Annotated in this window: 24 protein-coding genes; 8 read left to right on the top strand and 16 right to left on the bottom strand. The window is 68.5% G+C overall.

Annotated elements, in window-relative coordinates:
• The first annotated feature begins 21 nt into the window (after positions 1 to 21).
• Complete coding sequence (locus B7L05_RS03765) at positions 22 to 828, top strand: ATP-binding protein (RefSeq protein WP_085808860.1); 807 nt, start codon at positions 22 to 24, stop codon at positions 826 to 828.
• Positions 829 to 832: 4 nt separating this feature from the next.
• On the opposite strand, the gene B7L05_RS03760 is transcribed toward B7L05_RS03765, so the two are convergent.
• Positions 833 to 2,614 carry an ABC-F family ATP-binding cassette domain-containing protein gene (locus B7L05_RS03760; RefSeq protein WP_085808859.1) on the bottom strand — a complete coding sequence of 594 codons (1,782 nt, stop codon included), beginning with the start codon at positions 2,612 to 2,614 and terminating at the stop codon, positions 833 to 835.
• A gap of 166 nt (positions 2,615 to 2,780) precedes the next feature.
• On the opposite strand from B7L05_RS03760, the gene B7L05_RS03755 reads away from it, so the two are divergent.
• Positions 2,781 to 5,309: a TonB-dependent receptor gene (locus tag B7L05_RS03755; RefSeq protein WP_256926589.1), complete on the top strand. Its 2,529-nt coding sequence runs from the start codon at positions 2,781 to 2,783 to the stop codon at positions 5,307 to 5,309.
• A 62-nt stretch (positions 5,310 to 5,371) separates the two neighbouring features.
• Positions 5,372 to 6,505: a hypothetical protein gene (locus B7L05_RS03750; protein ID WP_085808858.1), complete on the top strand. Its 1,134-nt coding sequence runs from the start codon at positions 5,372 to 5,374 to the stop codon at positions 6,503 to 6,505.
• Positions 6,506 to 6,520: 15 nt separating this feature from the next.
• Here B7L05_RS03750 and B7L05_RS03745 read toward each other — a convergent pair whose 3' ends face one another.
• Positions 6,521 to 7,783, bottom strand: a complete 1,263-nt coding sequence (locus B7L05_RS03745; protein WP_085808857.1) for a hypothetical protein — start codon at positions 7,781 to 7,783, stop codon at positions 6,521 to 6,523.
• A gap of 207 nt (positions 7,784 to 7,990) precedes the next feature.
• Between B7L05_RS03745 and B7L05_RS03740 the strand changes: the two genes are divergently transcribed.
• Genes B7L05_RS03740 through B7L05_RS03725 form a run of 4 tightly spaced genes read left to right on the top strand, consistent with a single transcriptional unit; the run spans position 7,991 to position 11,328 of the window.
• Positions 7,991 to 9,127 (top strand): hypothetical protein, encoded by a 1,137-nt coding sequence (locus B7L05_RS03740; RefSeq protein WP_179187109.1) that lies wholly within the window; start codon positions 7,991 to 7,993, stop codon positions 9,125 to 9,127.
• Positions 9,128 to 9,150: 23 nt separating this feature from the next.
• Positions 9,151 to 10,608, top strand: coding sequence for an AMP-binding protein (locus B7L05_RS03735; RefSeq protein WP_085808855.1), 1,458 nt, complete (start codon positions 9,151 to 9,153; stop codon positions 10,606 to 10,608).
• Entirely contained in the window at positions 10,601 to 11,077 is a 477-nt protein-coding gene (locus B7L05_RS03730) for a GNAT family N-acetyltransferase (RefSeq protein WP_085808854.1), read from the top strand. The genes B7L05_RS03735 and B7L05_RS03730 overlap by 8 nt, the downstream gene beginning before the upstream one ends.
• Positions 11,074 to 11,328: an acyl carrier protein gene (locus tag B7L05_RS03725; RefSeq protein WP_085808853.1), complete on the top strand. Its 255-nt coding sequence runs from the start codon at positions 11,074 to 11,076 to the stop codon at positions 11,326 to 11,328. Before B7L05_RS03730 ends, B7L05_RS03725 begins: the two co-directional genes overlap by 4 nt.
• Positions 11,329 to 11,338: 10 nt before the next feature.
• Here B7L05_RS03725 and B7L05_RS03720 read toward each other — a convergent pair whose 3' ends face one another.
• From B7L05_RS03720 to B7L05_RS03680, 10 genes are all read right to left on the bottom strand, one after another.
• Positions 11,339 to 12,403, bottom strand: a complete 1,065-nt coding sequence (locus B7L05_RS03720) for a c-type cytochrome (protein WP_085808852.1) — start codon at positions 12,401 to 12,403, stop codon at positions 11,339 to 11,341.
• Positions 12,400 to 12,993 (bottom strand): cytochrome c oxidase assembly protein, encoded by a 594-nt coding sequence (locus B7L05_RS03715; protein WP_256926588.1) that lies wholly within the window; start codon positions 12,991 to 12,993, stop codon positions 12,400 to 12,402. Before B7L05_RS03715 ends, B7L05_RS03720 begins: the two co-directional genes overlap by 4 nt.
• Positions 12,990 to 13,367: a hypothetical protein gene (locus B7L05_RS17640; RefSeq protein WP_256926587.1), complete on the bottom strand. Its 378-nt coding sequence runs from the start codon at positions 13,365 to 13,367 to the stop codon at positions 12,990 to 12,992. The genes B7L05_RS03715 and B7L05_RS17640 overlap by 4 nt, the downstream gene beginning before the upstream one ends.
• Positions 13,364 to 15,874 carry a cytochrome c oxidase subunit I gene (ctaD, locus tag B7L05_RS03710; RefSeq protein WP_085808850.1) on the bottom strand — a complete coding sequence of 837 codons (2,511 nt, stop codon included), beginning with the start codon at positions 15,872 to 15,874 and terminating at the stop codon, positions 13,364 to 13,366. Before ctaD ends, B7L05_RS17640 begins: the two co-directional genes overlap by 4 nt.
• Positions 15,871 to 16,839, bottom strand: coding sequence for a cytochrome c oxidase subunit II (gene coxB, locus B7L05_RS03705; RefSeq protein WP_085809085.1), 969 nt, complete (start codon positions 16,837 to 16,839; stop codon positions 15,871 to 15,873). The genes ctaD and coxB overlap by 4 nt, the downstream gene beginning before the upstream one ends.
• A 70-nt stretch (positions 16,840 to 16,909) precedes the next feature.
• Positions 16,910 to 17,491, bottom strand: coding sequence for a class I SAM-dependent methyltransferase (locus tag B7L05_RS03700; protein WP_085808849.1), 582 nt, complete (start codon positions 17,489 to 17,491; stop codon positions 16,910 to 16,912).
• Positions 17,488 to 18,135, bottom strand: coding sequence for a PIG-L deacetylase family protein (locus B7L05_RS03695; protein WP_085808848.1), 648 nt, complete (start codon positions 18,133 to 18,135; stop codon positions 17,488 to 17,490). Before B7L05_RS03695 ends, B7L05_RS03700 begins: the two co-directional genes overlap by 4 nt.
• Complete coding sequence (locus tag B7L05_RS03690) at positions 18,132 to 19,121, bottom strand: acyl-CoA dehydrogenase (protein WP_085808847.1); 990 nt, start codon at positions 19,119 to 19,121, stop codon at positions 18,132 to 18,134. The genes B7L05_RS03695 and B7L05_RS03690 overlap by 4 nt, the downstream gene beginning before the upstream one ends.
• Entirely contained in the window at positions 19,118 to 20,215 is a 1,098-nt protein-coding gene (locus B7L05_RS03685; RefSeq protein WP_085808846.1) for a glycosyltransferase family 2 protein, read from the bottom strand. Before B7L05_RS03685 ends, B7L05_RS03690 begins: the two co-directional genes overlap by 4 nt.
• A 225-nt stretch (positions 20,216 to 20,440) precedes the next feature.
• A complete protein-coding gene (locus B7L05_RS03680; RefSeq protein ID WP_085808845.1) occupies positions 20,441 to 20,701 on the bottom strand; it encodes a DUF4214 domain-containing protein in 261 nt (86 codons plus the stop codon).
• A gap of 172 nt (positions 20,702 to 20,873) precedes the next feature.
• On the opposite strand from B7L05_RS03680, the gene B7L05_RS03675 reads away from it, so the two are divergent.
• Positions 20,874 to 21,662, top strand: a complete 789-nt coding sequence (locus tag B7L05_RS03675) for a DUF1206 domain-containing protein (RefSeq protein WP_085808844.1) — start codon at positions 20,874 to 20,876, stop codon at positions 21,660 to 21,662.
• A 30-nt stretch (positions 21,663 to 21,692) separates the two neighbouring features.
• Here B7L05_RS03675 and B7L05_RS03670 read toward each other — a convergent pair whose 3' ends face one another.
• The 4 genes from B7L05_RS03670 to B7L05_RS03655 all read right to left on the bottom strand — a co-directional run bounded on the left by B7L05_RS03670 (position 21,693) and on the right by B7L05_RS03655 (position 25,970).
• Positions 21,693 to 23,027 (bottom strand): MFS transporter, encoded by a 1,335-nt coding sequence (locus B7L05_RS03670; RefSeq protein WP_085808843.1) that lies wholly within the window; start codon positions 23,025 to 23,027, stop codon positions 21,693 to 21,695.
• Between the two features lie 65 nt (positions 23,028 to 23,092).
• Complete coding sequence (locus B7L05_RS03665) at positions 23,093 to 23,743, bottom strand: TetR family transcriptional regulator (protein WP_085808842.1); 651 nt, start codon at positions 23,741 to 23,743, stop codon at positions 23,093 to 23,095.
• Positions 23,744 to 23,769: 26 nt separating this feature from the next.
• Positions 23,770 to 24,936: a CaiB/BaiF CoA-transferase family protein gene (locus B7L05_RS03660; RefSeq protein WP_085808841.1), complete on the bottom strand. Its 1,167-nt coding sequence runs from the start codon at positions 24,934 to 24,936 to the stop codon at positions 23,770 to 23,772.
• 134 nt (positions 24,937 to 25,070) lie between these two features.
• Positions 25,071 to 25,970 carry an SDR family oxidoreductase gene (locus B7L05_RS03655; protein ID WP_085808840.1) on the bottom strand — a complete coding sequence of 300 codons (900 nt, stop codon included), beginning with the start codon at positions 25,968 to 25,970 and terminating at the stop codon, positions 25,071 to 25,073.
• Positions 25,971 to 25,990 lie beyond the last annotated feature (20 nt).

Genomic DNA, 25,990 nt, shown 5'->3' with positions numbered 1-25,990 from the left:
GGCACCCTAGCACGCGCAACCATGGACGATCTCGCCCGTATCGCCGCCGCGCTCGAACGGCTCGCGCCGCCGCCACCGCCGCCCGCCGATCCGCGCGCGCATCCCGCCTATGTCTGGCGCGCTGGCACGCTCGCGCCCGCGCGCGCCTTCGCGCCGCTGCCGCTCGATCTGCTCCACGGGGTGGAGGCGCAGCGCGCCGCGCTGCTCGCCAATCTCGAGCGGCTGGCGGCGGGGCACGCCGCGCAGGACGCGCTGCTGTGGGGTGCGCGCGGCACGGGCAAGTCGGCGCTGGTCAAGGCGTGCGTCGGCGCGGTGCAGCGCGCAGGCGGCGATCTCGCGCTGGTCGAGGTGGCGGCGGACCAGCTTGGTGGGCTGCCCGCCCTGTTCGATACGATCGCCGCTGTGCCGCGCGCCTTCGTCCTCTTCCTCGACGATCTCGGCTTCGACGCGGCGTCCGACGCGCGCACGCTGCGCTCGCTGCTCGAAGGCGGCGCAGAGGCGCGGCCCGCGAACGCGCGGCTGGTGGTAACGTCGAACCGCCGCCATCTCATCCCGCGCGACATTCACGAGCAGGAGAGCGCGATCAATGCGCGCGATGCGGTCGACGATCAGCTCGCGCTCGCCGATCGCTTCGGGCTCAGCCTCGGCTTCCACGTCGTCGACCAGCCGCTCTACCTCGCGATCGTGCGCGGCTATGCCGAGCGCTACGGGTTGGCATTCGATCCCGCCGACGCGCTGCTGTGGGCGACGCGGCGCGGCAGCCGCTCGGGCCGGGTGGCGTGGCAGTACGTCGTCGACCTCGCCGGACGATCGGGCACCGCGCTATAGCCGCTCAGCCGAGCGCTTCGGCCTGCTCGGCAAGTTCCAGCCAACGCAGCTCCGCCGCGTCTTTCTCACCGCGCGCCGCGGCAATCGCCTTCATCAGCCGATCGAACCCTGCCGGGTCTCGGACGTAGAGCGACGGATCGGCGAGTAGCGCCTCGTCGCGCGCGATAGCGGCGTCGAGCGCCTCGATCCGCTTGGGAAGCTGATCATAGTCGCGCTGGTCCTTGTAGCTGAGCTTGGTCTTCGCCTGTGCCTGGGCCGGCGCGGCGGCCGCCGGCTTGGCGGCGGCCTTCTTCGCCTCGATCCTGGGCGCGCGCTGCCGCTCCCAGTCTTCGTAGCCGCCCGCCACCACGTCGACCTTGCCCGATCCATCGAGCCCCAGCGTCACGGTCACGGTGCGGTCGAGGAAGTCGCGGTCGTGGCTGACGATCAGCACGGTGCCGCCATAGTCGCCGATCACTTCCTGCAAGAGGTCGAGCGTCTCGAGATCGAGGTCGTTGGTCGGCTCGTCGAGGACGAGGAGGTTCGACGGCCGCGCGAACTCGCGCGCCAGCAGCAGGCGCGACCGCTCGCCGCCCGATAGCGACGCGATCTTCGCCTCGGTCAGGTTGGGATCGAACAGGAATTCCTTGAGATAGCCGTGGATGTGCTTCTTGACGCCCATCACCTCGATCCAGTCGCCGCCGTCGGCCAGCACCTCGCGAACCGTCTTGTCGGGTGCCATCAGCCGCCGCTGCTGGTCGATCACGATCCCGTCGAGCGTCTTGGCGAGCTTCACCTCGCCGCTGTCGGGCTGAATCTCGCCGGTCAGCAGCTTGAGCAGCGTCGTCTTGCCCGCGCCATTGCGCCCGACGATGCCGATGCGGTCGCCGCGCGCGACGCGGAACGTCAGGTCGCGGATGATCGTGCGCCCGCCATATTCCTTGGTGACGTGTGCGGCGTCGATCACGATCTTGGTCTTGTTGTCGTCGCTTCCGACCGACAGCGCCGCTGACCCCTGCGGCCCGATCATCGCCGCGCGCTCGGCACGCATCTCCTTCAGCTTGGTGAGCCGGCCCTGGTTGCGCCGCCGCCGCCCCGTCACCCCGCGCTGCAGCCAATGCTCCTCGAGCTTGAGCTTGGCGTCGAGCTTCTCCGCCGCGCGCTGTTCCTCGGCATAGACCTGGTCGGTCCACGCATCGAACCCGCCGAAGCCGACTTCAGCGCGGCGCAGGTTGCCGCGATCGAGCCACAGCGTCTGCTTGGTCAGCCGCGTCAGGAAGGTGCGGTCGTGGCTGATGACGACGAACGCGCCGCGAAACCGGCCGAGCCATTCCTCCAGCCATTCGATCGCACCGATATCGAGGTGGTTGGTCGGCTCGTCTAGCAGCAGCACGTCGGGATCCTGCGCCAGCGCGCGGACGATCGCGGCGCGGCGCCGCTCGCCCCCCGATGCGGTCGCCGCCTCGCGGCCGAGATCGATGCCGAGCTGGTCGGCGATCGCCGCAGCCTCGAAATGCTCGGGCGCGTCACTCCCCGACAGGACATAGTCGGCAAGCGTCGCGAAGCCGGTGAGGTTCGGGTCCTGCTCCAGCAGCACGACACGCGTGCCTGGCACGATCGTGCGGCGGCCCTCGTCGCCTTCCACCGTGCCGGCGATCAGCTTCAGCAGCGTCGTCTTGCCCGCGCCATTGCGCCCGATCAGCGCCAGCCGGTCGCGCGGCCCGACGTAGAAGTTGAGGTGGCGGAACAGCCAGCCGGCGCCCTGGATGAGGCCGAGGTCTTCGTAGGCGAGAATAGGGGCAGCCATGGCGGCGGCAGATAGGCGCGCACAGGCGATGCGCCAAGCCGCCGCCGGCGATCGCCGTTCGCTAATGCATGAAGCTGTGCTTCAGCCACGGCAAAGCGCTTCTACCATTGGCGCGCGCAGCCTTCCGTGTATTCCTATGCGCGAAATAGGAATTGAGGGGGAATCGATGGTCCGCAGCCATGTCGCGGCGCTTCTGGTGGGTAGTGCGCTGGGATTGGTCCCCGCCGGGGGCGCGGCCGCGCAGGTCGCCGACAGCGCGGTGACCGCGCCGGCGACAGCAGACGCGGTGCCCGCCGCAAACGCCCCCCAGCCGCAGACGCCGACCGCGACCGAGCCAGCGACCCCGCCCGCTGCCACCAACGGCGGCGACATCCTCGTTACCGCGCGGCGCAAGGCGGAGAATGTCCAGGACGTGCCGATCGCGATCAGCGTGATCGACGCCGGCACGCTCGAATCGCAGGGCACATACAACATTAACCGGCTGACTCAGCTGCAGCCGACGCTGCAGTTCTTCTCCACCAATCCGCGCAATACGTTCATCAACATCCGCGGTATCGGCGCGCCGTTCGGCCTTACCAACGACGGCTTCGAACAAGGCGTCGGAATCTACATAGATCAGGTGTATTACAACCGCATCGCGGCCGCGACGCTCGATTTCGTCGACGTCGAGCAGATCGAGGTGCTGCGCGGGCCGCAGGGCACGCTCTACGGCAAGAACACCACCGCCGGCGCGATCAACATCACCACCCGCGCGCCGAGCTTCGAGTATGAGGGCAAGGCCGAGGTGTCGCTCGGCAATTACAGCTTCAAACAGGGCAAGGCGTCGGTCTCCGGCCCGATCACCGACGATCTCGCCGCGCGGATCAGCGTGTCCACCACCGATCGCCGCGGCACGATCTACAACGTCACCAGCAACCAGTGGATCAACTCGCAGGACAATCTGGGCGTGCGCGGATCGCTGCTGTGGAAGCCGATGGACGGGCTGCGGCTGACGCTGTCGGGCGATTACAACCTGCAGGATCCGATCTGCTGCGGCCAGATCTACGCCCGCGTCGGCACGACGCAGCGCGCCGCCAACCGCCAATATGCCGCGCTCACCGCGCTGTTTCCCGGCTATCGCGTGCCGAGCACCGATCCGTTCGATCGCCTGACCGATCTCGACGCGGCGCTGGCCGCGCGCAACGAGATGGGCGGGCTGTCGCTGCGTGCCGAGGCGGACGTCGGCGACGGCACGCTTACGTCGGTCACCGCGTGGCGCTACTGGGATTGGGGGCCGAAGAACGACCGCGATTTCACCGGCCTGCCGGTCTACACGCGCGTCAACAACCCGACCAAGCAGAACCAGTATACGCAGGAACTGCGCTACGCCTATGACGCGGGCAAGATCGACTTCGTCGTCGGTGCGTTCGGCTTTTATCAGGAAATTCGCACCAGCGGGGTGCAGGAGACGGGCCCCGCGGGAAGCGCGTGGCTGCTCGCGCCCAGCAGCGCGCTGTCGCGCAACCCGGCGGTGCTGAACGGGTTGCTCGCGGAAAACGACATCCGGCTCGACAATCTCAGCGTCGCGGCGTTCGGCAAGCTCAACTGGCATCCGACCGAGGCGCTGACGATCTCGCCAGGCATCCGCATCAACTACGACAAGAAGGATGGGCTGTATAACTCGATCGTCACCGGCACCGCGTCGGACGGCACGCGGCGCGTCGTCTCGAACGACCCGGCAAGCGCCTATTACAACGATCCCTGGATCGCGGCGCAGCGCGGCACGCAGGCATCGCAATTCTTTGAGCCCAAGTTCAGCGACTGGAATCTGTCGTACGATCTGAACCTGTCGTACAAGGTCGCGCCCGACGTGCTCGGCTACGCCACCTATGCGCGATCGTTCAAGACCGGCGGGATCAACCTCAACGGTGTGCCCAGCCTGCCGAGCGGCCTTCCCGCGCTCGACGTCGCGCAGATCGATCCGGAAAAGGTCGATCACTTCGAAATCGGCGTCAAATCGCAATTCTGGGATCGCCGCGCGACGCTCAACGTCACCGGCTTCTGGACCAACATCAAAGATTTCCAGGCGAGCGTGATCAGCAACGTCAGCGGCAGCAACGTGCTGCGCGGCTATCTCGCCAACGCCGACAAGGTACGCGTGCGCGGCGTCGAGGCAGATTTCTCGGTCCGCCCGACCGACCGGTTCAGCGGCTATGTCAGCGGTGCGTACACCGACGGCAAGTTCGTCCGCTTCGTCGATGCGCCGTGCCCGCCCGAGCTCGCCGGCGGCGGCACCGGCACGCCGCCGGGGCCGGCCGCGACGCCGGGCGCAAACAGCCCGGCGAATTGCAACGTCTCGGGCCAGTGGCTGCCGGGCCTGTCGAAATGGGCCTTCTCGTGGGGCGGCGAATATAACGTGCCGGGCATCGTCTTCGGGCAGGAGGCGCAGGGCTATGTCGGCTACGACGCCAATTACCGCTCGAAATTCTCGTCCAACGCGTCACGCTCGATCTACACCGATATCGACGGCTATTCGATCCACAACTTCCGCGTCGGCATCCGCAACGATCGCTTCGACGTCTTCGCCTGGGTGCGCAACGCGTTCGATCGCAACTACTTCGAATCGCTTGCGGTTACGCCGGGCAACACCGGGCTCATCTCCGCGCAACTCGGCGATCCGCGCACCTGGGGCGGCACGGTGCGGCTGACCTTCTAGGCGCCGCCCGCCGTCGTGCGTCCGGCGTGGCGCCCCGCCGCGTTGCGGGGTAGGACGGCGGCGTGGACATCTATCTGCACATCGGCTTGGAAAAGACCGGCACGACGACGATCCAGCAGTTCCTGGCGGCGAACCGCGCCGCACTGCGCGCCGATGGCATCCTTTTCCCGCTGTCGCCCGGCGAGCAGAACCAGACGCGGCTGGCCGCCTTCGCGCTTGATCCGGACAGCAGCGATAGCGTGCTTCGCCGGCATGAGGATGATGCGGCAGACGGCGACTTTCGTGCCTCGTTCCGGGCCGCCTTCGTCGCGGAGGCACAGGCGAGCGGTTGCCGGCAAATGGTGCTCTCCAACGAACATTGCTCGTCGCGACTGCGCACGGTGGAGGAAATCGCGCGACTGAAGGCGCTGCTGGACGCCGTCGGTCGGGTGAAACGCGTCGTCGTCTACCTGCGGCGGCAGGACGATTTTCTGATCAGCACTTATTCGACGTCGATCAAGACGGGGGCCGTCACCCGCTTTGCGCTGCCGCGGCAGCGCAAGGTGGAGCGGCGATACGATTTCGCCGAGCTGCTCGCCGGCTGGGCTGCGGTGTTCGGCGAGGCGGTGATTCAGCCGCGACTCTTCGCGCGCGAAGAACTTGCCGGCGACGATCTGCTGACCGATTTCTGCGTTGCGATGGATATCGCCACCCCCGGGCTGGCGGCCGGGGGGCGGCGGCGCAATGTCAGCCTCAGCGCCGAGGGGGTGGAATATCTGCGCCTGCTGAACGCGGCGGTAGCACGCGATCGGCGCAACGGCCGCGACCAACGCGTGCTGGTGAACCGCGTGCAAAGGGCGACACCCGGTCCGGGCATCTCGCTGTCGGCCGCGTCACGGCGCGCGTTCCTCGCGACGGTCGCCGAATCGAACGACGCTGTCCGGCGACGGTTCTTCCCCGATAGACCCTATCTCTTCGCGCCGGTCGATCCCGCAACGCGCGAAACGCTGCCGCCGACACTGACGGTCGAGCGCGTCATGGCGATCACCGCCGCCATCCTGCGCGACGAAATGGGTGACGATGACGAGACCATCGCGGAACACGAGCAGCGCCAGGGGCAACGCCGCGCGCTGATGATCGAGGCCCGCGAGACACGCCGCACGGCGCGTGAACAGCGCCGCGCGCGCCGCCGGGCGGATCTGCCCGGCAACGCGTGAACGCTGGGCGTACGATCAGAATCCGTCGTCATCATCGGAATCGCCGGCGGGCGGCGCGCGGCGCGGGCGGCAATCCTCATCCGCGGCGCAGGCGCGCCGCGGCCGGGCTGCACCGCCGACCGCCTTATGCAGCACCGGCGCACGCACCAGAATATTGTCCGCCAACGTCACGTCGCCAGCGCCGACGATCAGAATGCCGCGCGCCGCATCGGTGATGCGGTTGCGGCGCACGACACCACTCGCGTCCGCCAGGGCGATCGCGTCGTCGCCGGTCTTCTCGAACACATTATCCTCGACGACATGCCCGGTCGTGAGCGGATCCCCCGGGTGTCCGATCTGCGGCCCGCCGGCACTCGTCGCGAAAAGATACGGCATACCAGCGATCTGCGCTGGTGGTGTGACGCGCACGCCGCGGATCGTCACGCGATCGACACGGCGGAACTTGCCGCGCGCATCACCGATCCAGCGCACGTTCTGGAACGTGATGTCATGCCCGTTGACGAAGCGATACGCCTGTCCGCCCGACTTGGCGGTAAGCCCGACGAGATCGCCCATCTTAAATTGCGTGGCGCCCGGTCGGCCAACATCGATCGTGATGCGAAAGCGAAGGGGTTTTCCCGGCACGGGAACTGCGCCCGTCCAGCGTACCGCGCGTTCGTTGACGATCATTCGCACATCGCTGCCGACGCGCTCGAAGCGCTTTGCCCAGCGGATCGCGCGGCCGTTATAGTCACGCGAGGGCGTGACGGCGGCGAGTGCGGCAGGCGATGCGAAGCCGGCGGGGACGTCGATGTCGATCGTGCCCGGCGCGACCGCGGTGACAGTCCCCTGCGACACCTCCGGCCGCTTCTGGGCAAGCGTCAGATCGGTGATCGTCAGACAGCTGGCGTTGCGCGCGATGATTCCGACCAGATCGTCGTCCTTGATCAGCGTGGTACGCATCATCCCGGCGCCACGCAGCACAAGGCCCGCCGGGCAGGCGTCGATCCCCGACAGGTCGATCGATGCCGGACGTCGTCCCGCGCGGGGGCCTGATAGATCGAAGGTGCCCGCCGGCAGCTGTAGCACGACGCGTGTTCCCGGACGCTCGGCCAACTGCTGACGCGCACGCGCGATCGCGTCTGCCAGACCCGCTGCACTCACGTCGGCGACGGGCAGATCGATGCTGCGCGCAACCGCTGCGCGCTCTTCGCTGCGTGGCGACTGGCCACCCGCAAATACTGCCGCAGAAGCTAGCGCGCCGCCAACGACGACGACGAGCGCCGCGTATCGAGGCATTGAATATCGTCGCGTCACCGATGCTCGCTTCATTGCCGCGCTCCCTCGCGCCCGCCGCGTCCACGCGGCGCAAGATGCTACGCCCGGCGCTTGCGAAGGTTCACGCTGCCCCGCGTTGACCGGCGCGGGGGGCGATCCTAAGCCCCGGTGCGGGGCACGCCGCTTTGGGAGAACGTGCCGATGGTTCGGAAGGATACCGACCGATCGATGACGCGTTTGGGGGATCTGCACGCCGCGGCGCTTGGCGACCTTTTCGCGGATGCAGCGCCGAAGGCAGGCGTGACCCGCGTCGCCGCCTGGCTCGCGCGCGCGCAGCAGTCGGGGCGGGGTGCAGCGGATCAGCGCGCGCTGCGCAGCGCTCTATGCACCAGCACCATGAAAGGGCGCCGCGGCTATCGCCGGATGATCGACTCCGGCCAGACGACGACGCGTGTCGCCGTGCTCGACGGTCCCGCGGGCATTGCCGACGTTCGGCGGCTACTCGGCGCACGCTGGGGAGAGGCGTATCTCGATCCTGCGGCAACGCTGCACGCGCTGCACGCGATTGAACCCGTTCGGCTGATCGATGAGCGGCTGGCCGACTGGCTGTTCTGCCGCAGCGGCTGGGCGCCCGACGATCGCGATGCGTGGCAGCGTCGGCAGACGTGGGGGTTGCTCGCCGATATCTACTTGCGTGACCTGTCGGGGCTGGCGAACCGGGCCCGTCAGCGCGATCGCCCGCGCCTCGCCGAGACGATCGAGCGCGGACTGGATACGCTGATCGATCGGACGCCGCTCGATGCCGTGCGTGCCGCGTCGCACGACCGCGGCGTGCTGCTGTGCGGCAGTCACGCCGGGGCGTTCCGCATCGGCCGCAGCACCCTGCGCGCCGCCGTGCCGGGCTTGTTCACCATCGGCGCGGCGAACGAAGGAGAGGGGCGCCTGACCACGGCCGATCCGGTGCGCGCATTGTACCAGTTCACCAAGCATCTGCGACAGTCCGATGCGGTCGGCCTGATCGGTGCCGATGGCGGTTACGGCGAGGCGGTCGGAGAGATCACTGTTCATGGCCTGCCGCTGCCGATCGCGCTCGGACCGCCGACGATCGTGCGCGGCGCGCGTTGCCCGGCATTCTTCTTTCTCGCGCGCTGGTCGGCGGATCGCATCCGGCTTGATTTCACGCCGGCCCCGACCGTCGATCCCGCGATGCCCGCCGCGACGTGGAACGCCATTTGGCTGGACGCCTACGCGCAGCATCTGTCAGCGATCGTGACCGGCGCGCCGGAGAATCTACGCGGTACATCGGGTATCTGGGGGAAGATCGAGGACGCGCTGATGCGTGCTGACGCCGGAGACCATCGCTGACGACGCTGCGCGATCGGCTGGCGATGAGCCGCCTCGAAAACCGCGATCGCCCCGCGTTGTGGATTGGCGGCGCGACGCTCACGTACGACGCATTGGCGCGGCTAGGCGACATGCTGATCGATCGATCGGCGGCGGATGCAGGCGTCGTCGCGATCGTCGGTGGCCGCACGATCGCGACCTATGCGGCGATCTACGCCTGCCTGTCGCGCGGCGTCGCCTACGTCCCGGTCAATCCGCGCTGGCCGATCGCGCGTATTCATCGCATCCTCGCGGCTGCGGCGCCCGATGCGGTGCTCGTCGATGCCGGCGATGCTGCGCGCGATACCGCGGCCGCGATGGTCGCGGCGGGCGGCGCGGCGATCTGGCGCATCGCGGACGATGGCACCAGCGAGCGCCTTGTGCACGCGCGCGCCGTCGCGATGCGCCCCTACGATGCGTCGGGTCTCGCCTACGTCATGTTCACCAGCGGATCGACAGGCGAACCGAAGGGGGTGCCGATCCCGTCCGCCGCCGTCGATCACTATGCCGCCGCGATCAGCGATCTGGTGCGGTTCGACGCGACCGATCGGTTCATCCAGAGCGTCGAGCTGACATTCGATCTGTCGGTGCACGACATGACGCTGTGCTGGGGCGCCGGGGCGATGCTGTGCGTCGTGCCGGAAGGAGCAGCGCCGCTCGGCCCGCGCTTCGTGCGCCAGCTCGAGGCAACGCACTGGCTCTCGGTTCCGTCGGTTGCGGCGCAGGGCAAGAATCTGAAGCTGCTGCGCGCCGGCGCGCTGCCGTCGCTGCGCACCGGTTTCTTCTGCGGCGAGGCGCTGGCCGCGCCGCTGGCGGCGAGCTGTCGTGAGGCGGCGCCGAACGCGCGCCTGTTCAACATTTACGGCCCGACCGAAGCGACGATCGCATTCAGCGCATTTGATTATACCGACCATGCGCTCACCGATCCGATCGTGCCGCTGGGCTGGCCGATCGGCGGGCAGCACATGCGGATCGATCCGGTAACCGACGAGATCATGCTCGCCGGGCCGCAGCTGTCGCCGGGTTATCTTGCCGATCCCGCGCGCACCGCCGCCGCCTTCGTCGAGCAGGACGGGAGGCGCTGGTATCGCACGGGCGATCGTGGGTATGTCGATCCGGCGCAGGGGTTCATCTATCGCGGCCGGCTCGACGCGCAGATCAAGCTGCGAGGCTACCGTGTCGAGCTCGGCGATGTCGAGGCGGCGCTACGACGCCACAGCGGGAGCGATCTCGTCGCCGCAATCCCCGTGCGCGAAATCGGCCCGTCGTCGTTCGATGGCATCGTCGGCGTGATCGGCGGCGCACCCGATGGCGCCGATCTGGCCGACATCCGCAGTGCCATGCGACAGGACCTGCCCGACTATATGTTGCCCGAACGGCTGATCGCGATGGAGACGATGCCCAAGAACGCGAGCGACAAGGTCGATCATCGCGCCCTGCGCCGGATGATTGCCGATGGCTGACGTGGTGGAGATTGGCCCGATCACCGATGCGGCGAGTGACCATGCGCTCGAAGCGCTGTTCGCGGCGCTCTACACGCATCTCGAAGCCGCGGCGGGGCGCCGGCTGCTGCGCGACGACGGCTACGAACACTGGATCGCGCGGTATGACAAGGTTGCCGGGCGCAGCCGCGTGCTGATCGGCGCGTGGGACGCGGGCCGGTTGATCGGCTTCCTCGATGCCCTGCTGCGCGCGGCACCGGCCCATCAGATCGAGCCGGTGAGCGGCTTCATCGCCCACCTCTACGTCGATCCGGCGTATCGCGAACGCGCCGTGGCAACGCGGCTTACCGATGCGGCGGGCGCCTGGTTCCGCGATCGCAACGTCACCACGATCGAATTGCAGGTAGTTGCGGGCAATGAGGCGGCGCACCTTTATTGGCGGCGCCTCGGCTTCGAAGCGGATAACGTTCAGTACAGGAAGATGTTGTGACCGATACAGGCAGGGCCGTCGCCGCCGACAGGGTACGCGCGATCATCGCGGACTTCTTCTCGGTGCCCGTCGCCGCCGTGTCCGACGACACGGTGGTCGACGATATTCCCGGTTGGGATTCAACGACACACGTCGGGTTGATCCTAGAGGTCGAGGATCGGCTCGGCATCGAGTTCGACGTCGCGCGGATCACCGCCTTCCGCGACGTCGGTGACCTGATCGACGAATGCGCCCGCGCGTGCGGCGAGTAGGTGCGTCGATCTAACGCGCGGCGGCGAGGTAGCGCGCGAGCGGTTCGATCATCTCTTCGGGAATGCGGCGTGCGATGACGGGCATCGTCGCGTGGCTCTTGCGCGCATCGACGACGTTCTTGTCGCCATGCCACTGACGCAGCCGCCCGGCGATATAGGCCGCACGCTGCCCGGCGATGACGGGATAGGGCTTGCCGGCCGCGTGGCAGCTAGCGCAGGCGGGAAGCTGCTTGGCGGGCAGTCCCTGCGCGACGATCCGGGCGGCCAGTGCGGTGCCGGCAGACTGCGCGGGCTGGACGCGCTGCGTGGGCAGGGCGGGCAGCGTGCCGCCGATCCCCGGCATTGCTGAGAACTGCCGCGCGGTGCTGGCCATCGTGGCCGGCTCCATCCGCATCGCCACCTGCTGCATCACCGCGCTCGAGCGGCGGCCGCTGGCATAGGCGCGCAGCGCGGCGTGCAGATACTCTGGCCGCTGCCCACCCAAGATCGGAATGTCCACCGCGCCGCGCCCACGCCCGTCGTCGCCGTGGCAGCCGGTGCAGGCCGCCAAGTCGCGCCCCGGCTGCGCCTCGCCGACGAGCTGCTTGTACTCCTCGGCACGCATCTCGGGTAGCCGGCGGACGAAGGCGACCATGCGGCGCACCTCGTCCGGGCGATCCTGCACCGCCCAGGCGGGCATGCCGGTATATTTGACGCCGTGCTGCAGGATCCAGAACAGCTGCTTGTCGGTCCACTCGCGCGCGTTGATCGCAAGGTTAGGCGCGGGCGGCGTCGCCGCCTGCATCACCGGCGCCGGCTTCACGCCCGGCGCACCGTGGCAGACAGAGCAGGCGTTGGCGAAATGCCCCGCCGCGCTCACCATCCCGCTGCGATCGATCGGATCGTCGGGCGAGGAAAAGGCGGCGTGTGTGCGCACCGAATTGCGCATCGTCCAGTGCAGGAACCAATCGGTAATCGCCCAATGCCCGCTCGACGCGGCGATGTTGAACACGCCCGACCAGGCGAACAGCAGGCCGGCGAGAGCGAGGCCGACGAGCGTCGCGATCGCGCGCGCCCAGGTGATGCGGATCGTCATGCGGGCGCCTCGCCACGGTGTTGGAGCAGCCGGCCGAGCATCGCCAGCCCGCCGAAGAGGTACGCGATCCCGCCGACCAGCAGCATCACGACGCCGGCGACCTGCTGGTCCGCCAGCGCCGCCGCGCCGGCGTGACCGTAGAGCGGCCGCGGTGCGAGGCCGATCAGCGCGCCGAGCAGCGTCATGTGCATCGACGTGACGAGCAGCGCGCCGACGCCTGCCATACGGTGGCGCGGCGCGAGCACGGCGGCCCACAGCAGCAGTCCCGCGGCGAGGAAGCTGGCCTGCTCGACGATCAGCCAGCCGGGATGATCGTGGACCAGCCGGCGCAGCGCGGGCACGTGCCAGCCCCACACGACGATCGCCTCGATCAGCGCCGCCGTGCTCGGCGTCACTGCCCGAGGCCAGCGCCGCGCGGGATCGGCCCGCGTATCTTGCAGGCCGAACGCGACGAGCGGCGCCGCGACCGCGACCGCGATCATGTGCGCCACCATATGCCCGGTCATCGCCCAAGCGCCGACCGTGACGCTGCTCGCCGCCCAGCCGAGCGGGAACAGCGCGAGCCCAGCCGCCAGTGCGCCGCGCTTCACCGGCAATCGCTCAGCACGAGGACGGGGAGCGCGGTGAACACCACGCCGATGAAGCTCAGCCCGGCGAGCAGCAGCGTCGAATAGGCGAGGAAGCGCAGCCGGTCGACGTCGGTGCCCTCGTCGTGCGGCGCGACATCGCCCGGCGTGCGCGACTGTTGCAGCGCGATGATGCCGGAGACGACGATGACGGCGAGCGCCGCAACCGTGCCGATCGCGAAGGCGGTGGGAAAGCGCGCCCATTCGCCAAGCTTCGCACACGACACCGCCGCCCACAGGTACGAGAACAGGAAATGTACCGCCCACGTCGTCGGCGGTACGATCAGCGTCCACAAGGTGACGCGCAGCCGCTGCGCCCGTTTCAGCCAGCGCCTCACAGTCCCGCCTCCGGGAACAGCCCGACGGTCAGATAGGCGACGATCGCGGTCAGCGCGAAAAAGTGCTGGTAGACGGTGATATTGCGTAGATCGGCGTCATGCGCCGGATCCATCTTGCCGGCGATGCTGCGCGCTAGCGTGTAAAGCTGCATCACGATGCCGACCGCGGCGTGCGCCACCGTCCAGATCACCAGCACCCAGACGATCGCCGGATAGACGTTCGCCTTCGGATCGAGCCCGTCGAGGCTGCCAAGGCCTGCCGCCATACTCGCCGCCGCCGCCACAGCGCCGGCGATCAGCAGCCCGCGCGCCGCTGTCACGCCGCCGCGCCGATGCACCTTGCGCGCCGCCACGGTTGCCGCCCAGCTGCCGAGCGAGCAAGCCAGCGCGAACAGCGGCCCGGCGCTTCCCGGCCAGTCGAACCCAACGCCGAAATCGGGATGGATCGTCCAGTAGAAGTAATAACCGAAGACGAGGCCGGAGAAGGCAGTGGCATCGGCCATCATCGTGATGAACATCGCCCACCAGCCGGGCGCCGCCGGGCCCGACAGGTACAGCGGCATCGTCATTCCGTGGCCGATCGGCTTCTCGGGCTTCTCGGGAATCTCGGCGGTATCCCACAGCCACCACAGCACGCAGCCGAGCGTGACGACGCCGAACAGCGCCGCCGCCAGGTACAGGTGATACGTCGTCAGGATGAACACCGATCCCAGCGCCACCGCGGTGATCATTGGCTTGACGCTCGGCGTGCCCAGCCGGATCACCGATACCGGCTTCGCATCGAGAACCGAGGTGATGATCGTCTCGCGCCGGCCCTCCTCCGCGTCGGGCAGGAAGAAGCGGCCTTCGTCCACCTTGGCGACGAAATTCTTCTGGTCCCAGATCGGATAGCGGCTCTCGATCAGCGGCACCGATCGGATGCCCCAATCCTCGTCGTCGGGATGCGCCAGCCACTCGAGCGTGCCCGCGTCCCACGGATTGCGCGGCGCCTTCTTTCGCGTCGGTGACAGCGCAAGGTCGATCACCAGCACCAGCACGCCCGATGCGAAAAGATACGATCCCGCGGTCGAGGCGAGGTTGAGCCAGCCGATATTGAGCTCGGCCGGGTAGGTGAACACGCGCCGCGGCATCCCTTCCAGCCCCGACAAATGCATCGGGAAGAAGGTCAAGTTGATGCCGACGAACATGATCCAGAAGGCGGTGCGGCCCAGCCGGTCGCTCAGCTTCTTCCCCGTGATCAGCGGCCAAAAATAATAGAGCCCGCCGAACAAAGGCAGCAGCGTGCCGCCGATCAGCACGTAATGGAGGTGCGCGACGACGAAATAGGTGTCGTGCGCTTGCCAGTCGAACGGCGCGATCGCCACCATCACGCCCGTCAGCCCGCCAATTACGAAGACCGCCAGGCTGCCGCTGGCGTAGAGCAGCGGCGTTGACCATTTCACCTTGCCCGCCCACAGCGTTGCGATGAACGCGAAGATCTGCACGCCCGTGGGGATCGCCACCGCTTCGGACGCGGCGGAGAAGAAGGCGAGGCTGATCTTGGGCAGGCCGGTCGCGAACATGTGGTGCACCCACAAGCCGAACGACAGGAAGGCGGTGCCGACCGCGGCGAGCACGATCCACGGATAGCCGAGCAGGTGACGCTGCGCGAAGGTCGGGATCATCATCGCGAACAGCGCGATCGACGGCAGGAAGACGATGTAGACTTCGGGATGGCCGAAGATCCAGAACAGGTGCTGCCACAGCAGCGGATCGCCGCCCTTCGCCGCATCGAAGAACGGCCAGCCGAGCAGCCGCTCCATCTCGAACAGCAGGTCGCCCGCGATCAGCGGAGGGAAGGCGAACAGGATCATCACCGCGACGACCAGGATGTACCAGGCGTAGAGCGGCATCAGGTTGAGTCGCATGCCCGGCGGGCGGCATTTCAGCACGCCGACGATCAGCTCCACAGCCGCCGCGACCGACGATACCTCGATGAAGCTGAGGCCGAGCATCCAGATGTCGGCGCCGATGCCGCTCAAGTCGGTGCGCGTCGTCAGCGGCGGATACATGAACCACCCGCCGTCGGGCGCGGCGTTGAAGAAAATCGATCCGCCGACGAACACGCCGCCCAGCAGGAAGCTCCAGTAACCGAAGGCGGAAAGGCGCGGGAAGGGCAAGTCGCGCGCGCCCAAGAGCTGCGGTAGAAGGATGATGGACACCGCCTCGAACATCGGCACGGCGAACAGGAACATCATCATCGAGCCGTGCAGCGTAAACAGCTGGTTGAAGGTGGCCGCCGAGACGAGGTCGTTCTCAGGCACCGCCAGCTGCGTGCGCATGATCAGCGCCAGCACGCCGGCGAACAGCATAAAGCCGAACGCCGTCAGCGTGTACCACACGCCGACGCGGTTGTTGTTGACGTCGGTCCAGCGGAAGAACCAGCCCGACGGCGGCTTCCACACCGCGCGCAGCCGTTCTTCCTGCGCGGCGCGCAGCGCCGGATCGTCCTGGGCGTGGAGGCTCATTTCAGGCTTTGCAAATAGCGCGCGATCTGGGTCGCCTCCGCCTGCGAGATATGGGGAAAGGCGGGCATGCGCACGCCGGGCTTTGTCGCCTCGGGATGGCGGATGAACGCGGCGACGTTGGCGGTCGTCATCGGCAAGATGCCCGCGGCGAGCGTGCGCCGCGCGCCGAAATGCGTCAGGTCCGGCCCGATCGCGGACGCCGCGCCGGCGCCACGCACGCTGTGGCATGCGGCGCAACCATTGGCGGCGAAGGCGCGCGCGCCGGCCGCGTCGGCGTCCGCGGTGGCGGGCTGCCGCTCGCGCGCCAGCCAGGCGTCGAACGCCGGCGCTGGCATCGCGACGACGTCGAACGCCATCAGCGCGTGGCTCAGCCCGCAGAATTCGGTGCACTGCCCGCGGTACCGGCCGGGCGCGTCGGCCCGCACCACCAGCCGGTTGGTGCGGCCGGGGATCATGTCCATCTTGCCGGCGAGCCCGGGTATCCAGAAACTGTGGACGACATCGCCCGCCGCCAGCTCGAAGGCGACGGTGCGGCCGACGGGAATGCGCACCTCGTTGGCGCTCGTCACCGCCGGTGCGCCGGCGGGGCGATAGATCACCCGCCACCAGAATTGTTCGCCTTCCACGCCAATCCTGAGGTCAGCGGGCGCGGTCGGCCGCGGCTTCATGAACGGCAGCGAATAGGCGAGCAGGCCGAGTAGGACGACGGTCGGGATGATCCCGCCGAGCCATAGCACCAGCCGCATGCCGCCCTTATGGGTCAATTCGCCCTCCGGCGCGCGCACCGCGTGGCGCATCAGCAGCGCGACGCCGATTGCGATCACCACCGCGCCCACCAGCATCACGATGAAAAGATGCCGAATATCGGCCGCGTCGGCGCCGAACGGCGCCAGCGTCGATTGGTGCCGGTTGCACGCCGACAACACGCCGGTCGCCCCGGCGATCAGTAGAGATTTCCCCCGCACCGAAAACAAACGCTTCGCGGCCGAAACGGTTCTACCCGCGATGTGTCATTTCGTGTCCGACAACAGCTTTTCAGCCAAGTCGTTGAACGGCGACGATGACTTCCCAACGGCGCGTCGCACGCACCGTCCGCACCCGCCAGGGTCCGCCCGCTGCTGCCAGGAAGCGCGCGTTGATCGCGGCGGCGCGCTGCGCGAAGTCGTAGAAATCGATGCGATGATGCGCCAGGATCAGCCGGCCGCCCAGGCGCAGGGCCACACGGACATCCCGCGCCACCGCCGCCATTTCACGCGCGGAGAGGTAGTAGAGCAGTTCCGCGACGACGATCGCGTCATAGCAGGCGTGCGGGAATGCACCCGGTAGCGGCAAGCGCGTTGCCTCTGCACGCGGAAAGCGCGCGATCGCGCGCGCCGTCAGCACGGTGCCTTCCGCCGTCCCCTCGGTGGCATCGAGCCGCAGTGCGCGCGGCGCAATGCCCGCGCTGTTCGATCCGTTGCCGCTGGCGAGTTCGAGTACGCGGCCGATCGGACCCGGCCCTAGCGCGTGGAGGATCGCGGCGCGCTTCACCGCTTCGTCGTGGCTGGTGAAGGTGCGCCACGGATCGTCGTCGCCGGCGAATTTGGCCGCGAAGCCGCCGAGCCCGATTGCGCTCATCGCGGCGTTGCCGTGAACCGCTCGAGCGGATGCGCGAACGCGGCGAGTTCATGCCGCGCGATCGAGAAGCCCGCCGGATCGTCGCTGATTGCACCCAGCTGCGTGCGGTGCGCGCGGATCAGCGAACGCTTCGCCGCGGCGCCGCGCGCTATGACGAGCGTGATCGCGCGCGGGTGTCGCTGTCGTGGCGGCCACACCTGATAGTCGAGACGCCGCGCCGGCGTGCGGATCGTGCGCAACGCGGCGGCCACCGCACGGTGATCGGGGTGCGCGTCGCTCGGGGCAGGCCCGACGATCAGCGTCGGCTCAATTTGCGCGACGAGGCGGTGGAGCGCGCGGCGGCACAGCGTCGCCTGCTTGGCGAGCGCGCCGTCGGGCAGGGCGACAAAGGTCACCGCATCCGCCGGTACCGCCAAGCGGCGCAGCGCGCGGCGGCTCTCGCGCCGGCGCTCGGCGACAAGGCGCGCGCGCGGCCACGCGGCGCTGCCGGGGTGCGACGCGCCCCCGTCGGACACGATCACCACGCGAACCGCGACGCCGCGCTGGCGCAGCGTGGCTATCAGCCCCGCCGTGCCGATAATTTCGTCGTCCGGATGCGGCGCGACGATCAGCGCCGATCGGATGTTGCCCAGCGCCACCCTCACAGATCAGGCGACAGCAGGCCGTCGCGCACCGCGCGCCCGACGCGCAGCCGCTGCGCGTCGGGCGCCGGCTGACGCACGTAGACCGAGAGGTCGGCGAGCGTCGCGGCGAGCGGATGTGCGAGGAACTGCCCCTGCAGCCCCACCGCTTGCTGCGCGAGGATGATCGCACGCTCCGCCGCATCGGTCACCGCCAGTCGCGCCGCGGCGACGCGAGCGAGCCTCGCCTCGCCGTACCCCTCGAACCAGGCAACCGCGGCGTCGCGCACGGTCGCCGCCGCCCCTGCCGCAAGCGCGAACAGCTCGGCGAGCCGCGCCGCCTGAAACGGATCGTCGGCGCGGGCCGTGGCAACGAGGTGGTCGCGCGTATGGTCGAACAGCGCGGCGATCCCGCCGGCATGCACCGCGACGAAGCGCAGCGCGCCGCCGCTGAAATACGGCTCGCGCGCGTAGCAGCCCGGCGAGCCGATCCGTGCGTCGTCCAGCACCGCCGCGCCGCGCCAATGCACCTGATGCGTCTCCGATCGCTGCATCCCCGTCACGCGCCACCAGTCACGATCGATCGTCGGTGCGACGCGGGTGAGATCGAGCAGCAGCAGGTGCTGGCCCGCTGGCGTGTCGGCGGTAACCAGCGCGTGGCTCAGCACGCCTGCGCCCGAGGCATAGCTCTTGCCGCCCTCAAGCCCGCCTTCGCCAAGCACCAGCGGCACGCCCGGCAGCGCCGCATTCCATACGCCAAGCGTCGCGCCTCCGGCGAGCGCGTTCGCCAGCGCCGCCCGCTGGTTCGCGTCGCCGTAGCGCTGCACGATCTGCACCGCATCGACATGCCCCTCGAGCAGCCGGCCGAGCGGCAAATCGCGCCGCCCCGCGGCGTATAGCGGCCGCAGCAGCGCGTGATACGCCCCCGCGTCGCCTGGGTCGCACGGCGGCGCGACGTGCCACCCCGCCGCGACGATCGCCTTTTGCAATGCCTCGGCGATCCCCGTCATGCCGCAATCCCGCTCAGTTCGGCTTCCAGCGCCGCCAGCGCGGCCTCAGCAACCGCCAGCGTGACCAGCCGGTCGTGCCCGGGAGCCGCCGGCACCACGCGCATCGCGAACGCTTCCCCGTTGGGGCAGTCGCGCGCGACGCCGCGAAGGTGATCCGCTGACAGCCCGATCAGCGCGCCCAGCGCAGCCAGCTGCGCGGCATCGTCGATCGTGCCAAAGGCTCGCCGCGCCAACGCTTGGGCGCGCGCCTGCCACGCCACCGTTGCCGGGTGCGCGACCATCTGCACCGCGCCTCGATCGATCGCCTGGAGCGCGTCAGCGAGGCCGTTGACCGCACGTCCCTCCCGCCGCGATGAGGTGTCGACCACCAGCGCGGCGTCGCGGCGCACGCGCAGCCCCAGCCGCGCCGCATCGTCGAGCAGCGTCGCATCCTCGCCATGTGCAAGCGCGCGGAAGCCGCCCAGCGCGCCGTAGGCGTCCGCTGTCATCGCGAGGTTCGCGCCGCCGCCGAAGTGATGCGTGTCGCTCGCTTCCCACCCGACGGGATCTAGCCGGCGCCGGAAGCGATGGAGGCGATCGTAATAATCCTCGATCCGCTGTTGCGCCGGATCGCCGGCGGCATCGTCGCGGCGGATCCGCCCGGCAACGACGTCCGCCTGGCGCAGCGCCGCGGTTCCCGCCGCGATCCAGTCGGGTTGCGGCCGGCTATCGGCGTCGGTGGTGAACAGAAGGGAAGGGCGCGTACCGACCTGCGCGAGCGCGAGCGCCATCGCCGCGCCGCGTGCGTGGCCGGCATTGGGCTCTGCCTGCCGCTCGCCGAGCACGACATGCAAGCGATGCGGAAAGCCGTCGGCGGCCTGCCGCGCGATCGCGATGCCGTCATCGGCGCAGCCGTCGAAATAGAGAAAGATGCTCAGCCGCGCGCGGCCGACACGCAGGTCGCCGAGTGATGCCAGCAATTGCGGCAAAAGCCGGGCCTCGTCACGGACGGGTACGCAGATAGAACTGTCGACGTCGACGTCGGCGCTCGATGGGACGCCCGAGCCGGCATCGCCCTCTGCCCGCAGATCGCCGGATGCCGCATGGTCGAACATGATTCTGATCGATAATCAATGTTGGCAATGGCGCCAGCGATCATTCCGCCGACTTGATCCAGGTTGTTGAATTGTTGGGCAGCTACGTGGTCGGATCGGAATACGCCGCCGGTATGCAGCGGCACGGCCCAGTCTAATATTTTATAAATCCAGGGCCGATGCTGCTACGACCCAGCCGTGAAAGACGTATTGAAAGATCGGTTATTTCGACGGGGCTTGAGAACCTTACCGTTTAATCGCGAGGTGGTGATCACGGTACTTGCGCGCTTCCTCGCTCATCGCGATCGATCGAACGACGGCAATTAGCGTTTCCCGGTTGGGCGCCTCTGCAATCATCTTGCCGTAGCTGCTGAGGCCGATGCGGTCCGGCGCACGGCCCAAAATGGCGTGGTAGCAGATGTCGATGAACGTCTCGGTATCGGAGTTCCCATGCTGCAACGCTTTCGTCACACCGCCGGCTCCGCCAACCTTTATCGACTTCAACATCAGCTATTCTCTCCCCGTCCCGGCGTTACACTAGGCTAGTCTTGCGGCGAAATGATCTATTTCTACTACATGTCGTGTTGCGAGGGCGTTCTCCCTGATCGAGGTCACACCGTTCCAATAGCGGAACGAAAGCGGCGGGCTGGATGTTTGCGTCGCGATAGAAGGGGTTATCATGTCGGCCAGTTCATCGCTCACGCTGCTGACCCGTGTCGGTTTCGCCACTCGCGGCCTGCTTTACACCGTCATCGCCGTGCTCGTGCTGCGCACCGGGCGGACCGAGGATCCGGCCGGCGCGCTCGCCTATCTTGGCGACGGGGGCGGGCGGGTGCTGCTCGCGATCATGGCCGCGGGGCTGCTTGCCTACGGCCTTTGGCGACTGAGCGACGCGGCGTTTGATATCGAGCGCCACGGCAGCGAGCGCAAAGGACTAGTCGAGCGCGCGGGCGCGGCGATCAGCGGGATCGTGCACCTGTTCCTCACCTATCAGGCGGTGCGGCTGATGCAGGGGATCAAGGCAGCAAAGGATAGCGCGGAGCAGGGCACGCAGACGGCGCTCGCGCTGCCCGGCGGCACCTTCCTCGTGATGCTCGGCGGCGTACTGCTGCTCGTCGTCGGCGGCGTGCAGTTGGCGAAGGCGATCAAGGCCGGCTTCCTGCGCTATCTAGAGCCCGACGCGGCGCGCCGGGCGTGGGTGCAGTGGAGCGGGCGGCTCGGCTACGCCGCGCGTGGGCTCATCTTCCTCGTCACCGGCTTCTTCCTGTTGCGCGCCGGCTTCTCCGAACGGGCAAGCGCCGCCGGGGGCATGGCGGAGGCGATCGACTGGCTCTCGAGCCCGGTCGATCTTCTCGTCGCGATCGGCCTGCTCGGCTTCGGCATCTTCAGCTTCATCGAGGCGCGCTACCGCGTGCTCCACGACGTGCCGGTCGACGATGCGGTGCGCAAGGTGACGGGCGCAAGGTGACGGGCGGAGCGTGACGCGCGCGTGGACGGTCTAACTTACTAGATCGTCCGCCAGCGTGCGGCCGGCCTTGCGGAAGCAGGCGGTCGCCGCGACCAGCATCACCGCGAATACGATCATCGCGACGCGCAGCCCCTCGTCGGCCCCCATCGTCCGCGCAAGTACGTCGCTCATCGCGCCCGCGATCACCGGCCCCATGCCGAGCCCGATCGCGTTGACGAAGAACAGGAACACCGCGATCGCCGTCGCGCGCGACCGCGGGGCGACCATCCCCTGCACACATGCGAACACCGGGCCGTACCACATCGCCTTCATGAAATGTGGCACCAGCAGCAGCGCCAGCGCCGCCATGGCGCTTGGCACGAGAAACGCCGCGACGAGAAAGGGGATCGCGATCAGCGTCGACCAGGCGGGCACCTTCATATAGCCCGACGGGTGAATCGCCGCGGCGCGATCCGCCATCCGTCCGCCAATTCCGGTGCCCATCGTGCCGGCGATGCCGATGATGAGGCCGAGAGCGATGCCGAGGAACGCGAGCCTGTTGCTCAGGCCGAACACGCCCGCCCAGTAATCGAGTGCGGGGCCGTGATTGCGCAGGAAGAACGAGCCGTAAAAGGTCTGGTGGGCATAGCCGGTCGCGGCGAGCAGCGCGGCGCCGATTGTCATCCACACGAAGCTCGGCCGCTGGCGCAGGTGGCGGAACACGCCCGTCGCGCTCAGTACCTCCTCGCCGCCGGCGGTGACGGCGCGCCCGCTCGGCCGCGGATCGCGCACTGTCAGCAGCGTCAGCAGCGCGAGCGCGATGCCGGGCAGCCCGACGAGGAAGAAGGCGGCGCGCCAGCCGAACGCCCCGGCGACGACGCCGCCCATCGCCAGCCCGACGAGTGAGCCGAGCGGCAGCCCCATCGAGAAGATCGCCAGCGCGCTCGCCCGCTGGTCCTTGGGCGTAATGTCGCTGATCAGCGAGTGCGCGGCGGGGACGCATCCCGCCTCGCCGATGCCGACGCCGGTGCGCGCGAGCAGCAGGTGGACGAAGTTGTTGGCGAAGCCCGACAGCGCGGTGAACGCGCTCCACAGCGTCACCGCGCCGGCAATGATCCAAGATCGGTTGCCACGTTCAGTCAGCCGCGCCGCGGGCAGCCCGAAGGTGGTATAGAGCAGCGCAAAGGCGAAACCCGAGAGCGCGCCCATTTGCCAGTCGGCAAGGTGAAGGTCGGCCTTGATTGGTTCGGCGAGGATGTTGATGATTTGACGATCGATAAAGGCGAGCGTGTAGATCACCGTCAGCAGGATCAGCACATAGCTGCGGCGCCCCGGCGAGATCGTGAACGCGGCCTCGTCATCGCGCGCCGTCTGGGTGCCGTGCATCAAGCTCTCGCCTCATTTAACTATCGTTAAATAGCGATAGTCGGCGGGCGTCGGCCGGGCAAGCGTTACCGTCGTTCGGCGCGCAACCCGTTCAGGATCACGTCTAGTACCGCGTTGGGAAAGTCGCGCGCGAACGCCGGGTCGGCGAACTTGCCGCCCATGATGTCGGCGAAAGCGACGCGCGAGGAGAACAGATACTGGCACGCGCCGACAATGATGAAATACAGCTGGTCGGGATCGATCGGGCGCAGCTGCCCCGCCGCGACGCCCTCTTCGATAATACGGCGCTGCGCGTCGATCAGCGGGGTGACGAAACTCGCCTTGATCCGCTCGGACGCCTCGTTGCGCGTCTCGCGCAGCAGGTGGTTGAGCAGCCCGACAAGGTACGGATAGCGGCTGTAGGTGCGCACGATCCCGGCAATGTGGATCTTCAGCTTGGCGAGCGGATCGAGCGCCATTGCGTTCAACCCCTCGAGCTGGGCGAGCGAGCGCGCGGTATCGCGCTCGACCAGCGCGACGAGCAGCCCTTCCTTGCTGCCGAAATAATATTTGACGAGCGGCGCGGTGACGCCCGCCTTGCGCGCGATCGCGTGGAGCGAGACCTCGGGCGTGCCGAGCTCGATCATCAGGTCGCTCGCCGCGGCGAGCAGCACGTCGCGCGACGGGCCTTCGCTACGGCCAGCAGCGGGTATCGCCGCCTCGATCGCCTTTGCCATCTGTTCCCCTCGTCCGGCCGGCGCGCTTATGCCGCGCCCGCGACGCTGGCGAGGCCGAGATCGGCGCGGATTGCGGCCCCGTCCGCGTCGAGCGCGGGCGCGCGGCGGCGGGGCGGCAGCGCGGCGCCGAAATCGATCGGCGTCGCGGGCAGGCGCATCGTCTCGCCCGCCTCGTCGGGCACGTCGACGTAGCAGCCTGCCGCCAGCACCTGCGGATCCTTGGTCGCTTGGCCGACCGACAGGACGGGTGAGTAGACGAGCTTCTCGCGCGTCAGCGCGGCGCGCGCCTCGTCCCAGGTCATCGCGCCGAAGCCCGCGTCGAGCAGCGCGACGACCTCCGCACCGTTCGCGCGGCGCTGGCGGATCGAGTTGAAGCGCGGATCGTCGATCACGTCCTCGCGCCCGATCGCGCGTGCGAAGCGCGGCCAGTCGTCGGCGCCCTGTCGCGGCACCGCGACGAACCATTGGCCGTCGGCGGTGCGGAAGAAGTTGTTGAGCGGGTTGATCGCCTCGGGCCGCGACTTGGTCGAGGCGAGCTTGCCCATCTGCAGCTGCACGGCATGCTCGCTGCTGCCGGCGTAAACGCCCATGCGCAGCAGCGACGTCTCGATCTTCTGCCCCTCACCGGTCCGCTCGCGATGGAAGAGCGCGGCCATGATCCCCGCCGCCAGCCCCATCGCCGACATGTGATCGCCAATCCCGGTGCGCAGCTGCGCGGGATCGCCGCCCTTGACCGTGCCGAGCGAGCACAGCCCCGAGCGCGCCCAGAAGGCCGTGATGTCGAACCCCGGCTTGTCGGCATCCTCGCCGACCGGGCCGTAGCCGGTGAAATTGGCAAAGATCAGATCGGGCTTAATCGCGCGAATCTGCTCCCACGAGATGCCGAGCCGCTCGAGACTCTGCGGCCGCGTGTTGGTGACGAACACGTCGGCGGTGGCGAGCAGCCGGCGCAACACCTCGGCATCGTCAGGCTGCGCGAGGTTGAGGACGATCGATCGCTTGCCGCGATTGTCGTTCTCGAAAACGCGGTTCTCGACGTCGTCGCGCCCGACCGAGGCGTAGAAGCCGCGGAACGGATCGCCGCCCGGTGCCTCGATCTTGATCACTTCGGCGCCCCAGTCGGCGAGCAGCCCGCACGCCCCCGGTCCCGCGACATAGGTGGCCAGTTCGACGACCCGGATGCCCTGCAACACTTCGCTTCTCCCCATCCGCGGCGCGGCTCGCGGTCGCCGCGCCATCGTCGTTGCCGCACCTTTAACGCGGCGGTTTCCGATCGTTCAAGGCCGCAGCCGCACCGCCTGCTCGATCACGCCGTACGCGCCGCCCATCACGCGGTCCGCGCAGCCTTGTCCTTCGCCGTCGTCGCGCGGATCGAATCGCGTGCCGCGGACCATTGATCGTCGTCCCACGCGCGCAGCGACGCAAAGTTGCCGCCCGTCGCAAGGAAGCGCGCGCCGTCGATCGCGATCGTCTGTCCGGTAAGATATTCCGCCTGGCGCGACATCAGGAAGGCGGCGAGGTTGGCGAGCTCGGGCATCCGCCCAACGCGCCCCATCGGATAATCGCTGGTGTCGCGGAACGCGCCGTCGCCGTCGGTCGGGCGCAGCCGCGCCGACATGCCCTCGGTCGGGAAGGTGCCCGGCGCGATGCAGTTCAACCGGATGCCGCGATCGGCCCATTCCACCGCCAGGCTCTGCGACATGACGTTGATGCCCGCCTTGCTCATCGCGCTCGGTACGGTGAATGCCGATCCGTTCCACACCCATGTGGCGAGGATCGATAGCACCGATGCCGGGATGCCTTCCGCGATCCAGCGTTTGCCGCACGCCAGCGTCACCGCGAACGAGCCGCGGAAGACGATGGAGGAGATCGCGTCGAAGCCGCGGATCGACAGGTCCTCGGTGCGGCTGACGAAATTGCCCGCGGCGTTGTTGACGAGCCCGGTCAGCGCGCCGCCGTTGCTCCAGATCCGGTCGAGCATCGCCTCGATCGCGGCATCGTCGCGGATGTCGCAGGCAAGCCCCACCACCTTGCCGCCGTGCGCCGCGGTCAGTGCCTCGGCGGTCTCGTCGAGCACGCTGCCGCGCCGACCGCAGATGAACACCTCGGCGCCCAGGATCAGGAACGCCTCGGCCATCACGCGGCCGAGCCCCGTGCCGCCCCCCGTCACCAGGATGCGCTGCCCGTCGAGCAGGCCGTCGCGGAACATCAGATCGTCACGTGTCATGCCCGTATCTCCCCCTCGCG

It is taken from the genome of Sphingomonas sp. TZW2008, assembly GCF_002117915.1.
GTDB lineage: Bacteria > Pseudomonadota > Alphaproteobacteria > Sphingomonadales > Sphingomonadaceae > Sphingomonas.
Note: the sequence above shows the minus strand (reverse complement) of the source record. Positions and strands in the feature narration are given on the sequence as shown.

Excerpts from the sequence above, each read along its gene's own strand:
- B7L05_RS03765 (WP_085808860.1), top strand. The coding sequence starts at position 22 with ATGGACGATCTCGCCCGTATCGCCGCCGCGCTCGAACGGCTCGCGCCG.
- B7L05_RS03760 (WP_085808859.1), bottom strand. The coding sequence starts at position 2,614 with ATGGCTGCCCCTATTCTCGCCTACGAAGACCTCGGCCTCATCCAGGGC.
- B7L05_RS03755 (WP_256926589.1), top strand. The coding sequence starts at position 2,781 with ATGGTCCGCAGCCATGTCGCGGCGCTTCTGGTGGGTAGTGCGCTGGGA.
- B7L05_RS03745 (WP_085808857.1), bottom strand. The coding sequence starts at position 7,783 with ATGCCTCGATACGCGGCGCTCGTCGTCGTCGTTGGCGGCGCGCTAGCT.
- B7L05_RS03740 (WP_179187109.1), top strand. The coding sequence starts at position 7,991 with ATGACGCGTTTGGGGGATCTGCACGCCGCGGCGCTTGGCGACCTTTTC.
- B7L05_RS03735 (WP_085808855.1), top strand. The coding sequence starts at position 9,151 with ATGAGCCGCCTCGAAAACCGCGATCGCCCCGCGTTGTGGATTGGCGGC.
- B7L05_RS03730 (WP_085808854.1), top strand. The coding sequence starts at position 10,601 with ATGGCTGACGTGGTGGAGATTGGCCCGATCACCGATGCGGCGAGTGAC.
- B7L05_RS03720 (WP_085808852.1), bottom strand. The coding sequence starts at position 12,403 with ATGACGATCCGCATCACCTGGGCGCGCGCGATCGCGACGCTCGTCGGC.
- ctaD (WP_085808850.1), bottom strand. The coding sequence starts at position 15,874 with ATGAGCCTCCACGCCCAGGACGATCCGGCGCTGCGCGCCGCGCAGGAA.
- B7L05_RS03700 (WP_085808849.1), bottom strand. The coding sequence starts at position 17,491 with ATGAGCGCAATCGGGCTCGGCGGCTTCGCGGCCAAATTCGCCGGCGAC.
- B7L05_RS03690 (WP_085808847.1), bottom strand. The coding sequence starts at position 19,121 with ATGACGGGGATCGCCGAGGCATTGCAAAAGGCGATCGTCGCGGCGGGG.
- B7L05_RS03685 (WP_085808846.1), bottom strand. The coding sequence starts at position 20,215 with ATGTTCGACCATGCGGCATCCGGCGATCTGCGGGCAGAGGGCGATGCC.
- B7L05_RS03680 (WP_085808845.1), bottom strand. The coding sequence starts at position 20,701 with ATGTTGAAGTCGATAAAGGTTGGCGGAGCCGGCGGTGTGACGAAAGCG.
- B7L05_RS03675 (WP_085808844.1), top strand. The coding sequence starts at position 20,874 with ATGTCGGCCAGTTCATCGCTCACGCTGCTGACCCGTGTCGGTTTCGCC.
- B7L05_RS03670 (WP_085808843.1), bottom strand. The coding sequence starts at position 23,027 with ATGCACGGCACCCAGACGGCGCGCGATGACGAGGCCGCGTTCACGATC.
- B7L05_RS03665 (WP_085808842.1), bottom strand. The coding sequence starts at position 23,743 with ATGGCAAAGGCGATCGAGGCGGCGATACCCGCTGCTGGCCGTAGCGAA.
- B7L05_RS03655 (WP_085808840.1), bottom strand. The coding sequence starts at position 25,970 with ATGACACGTGACGATCTGATGTTCCGCGACGGCCTGCTCGACGGGCAG.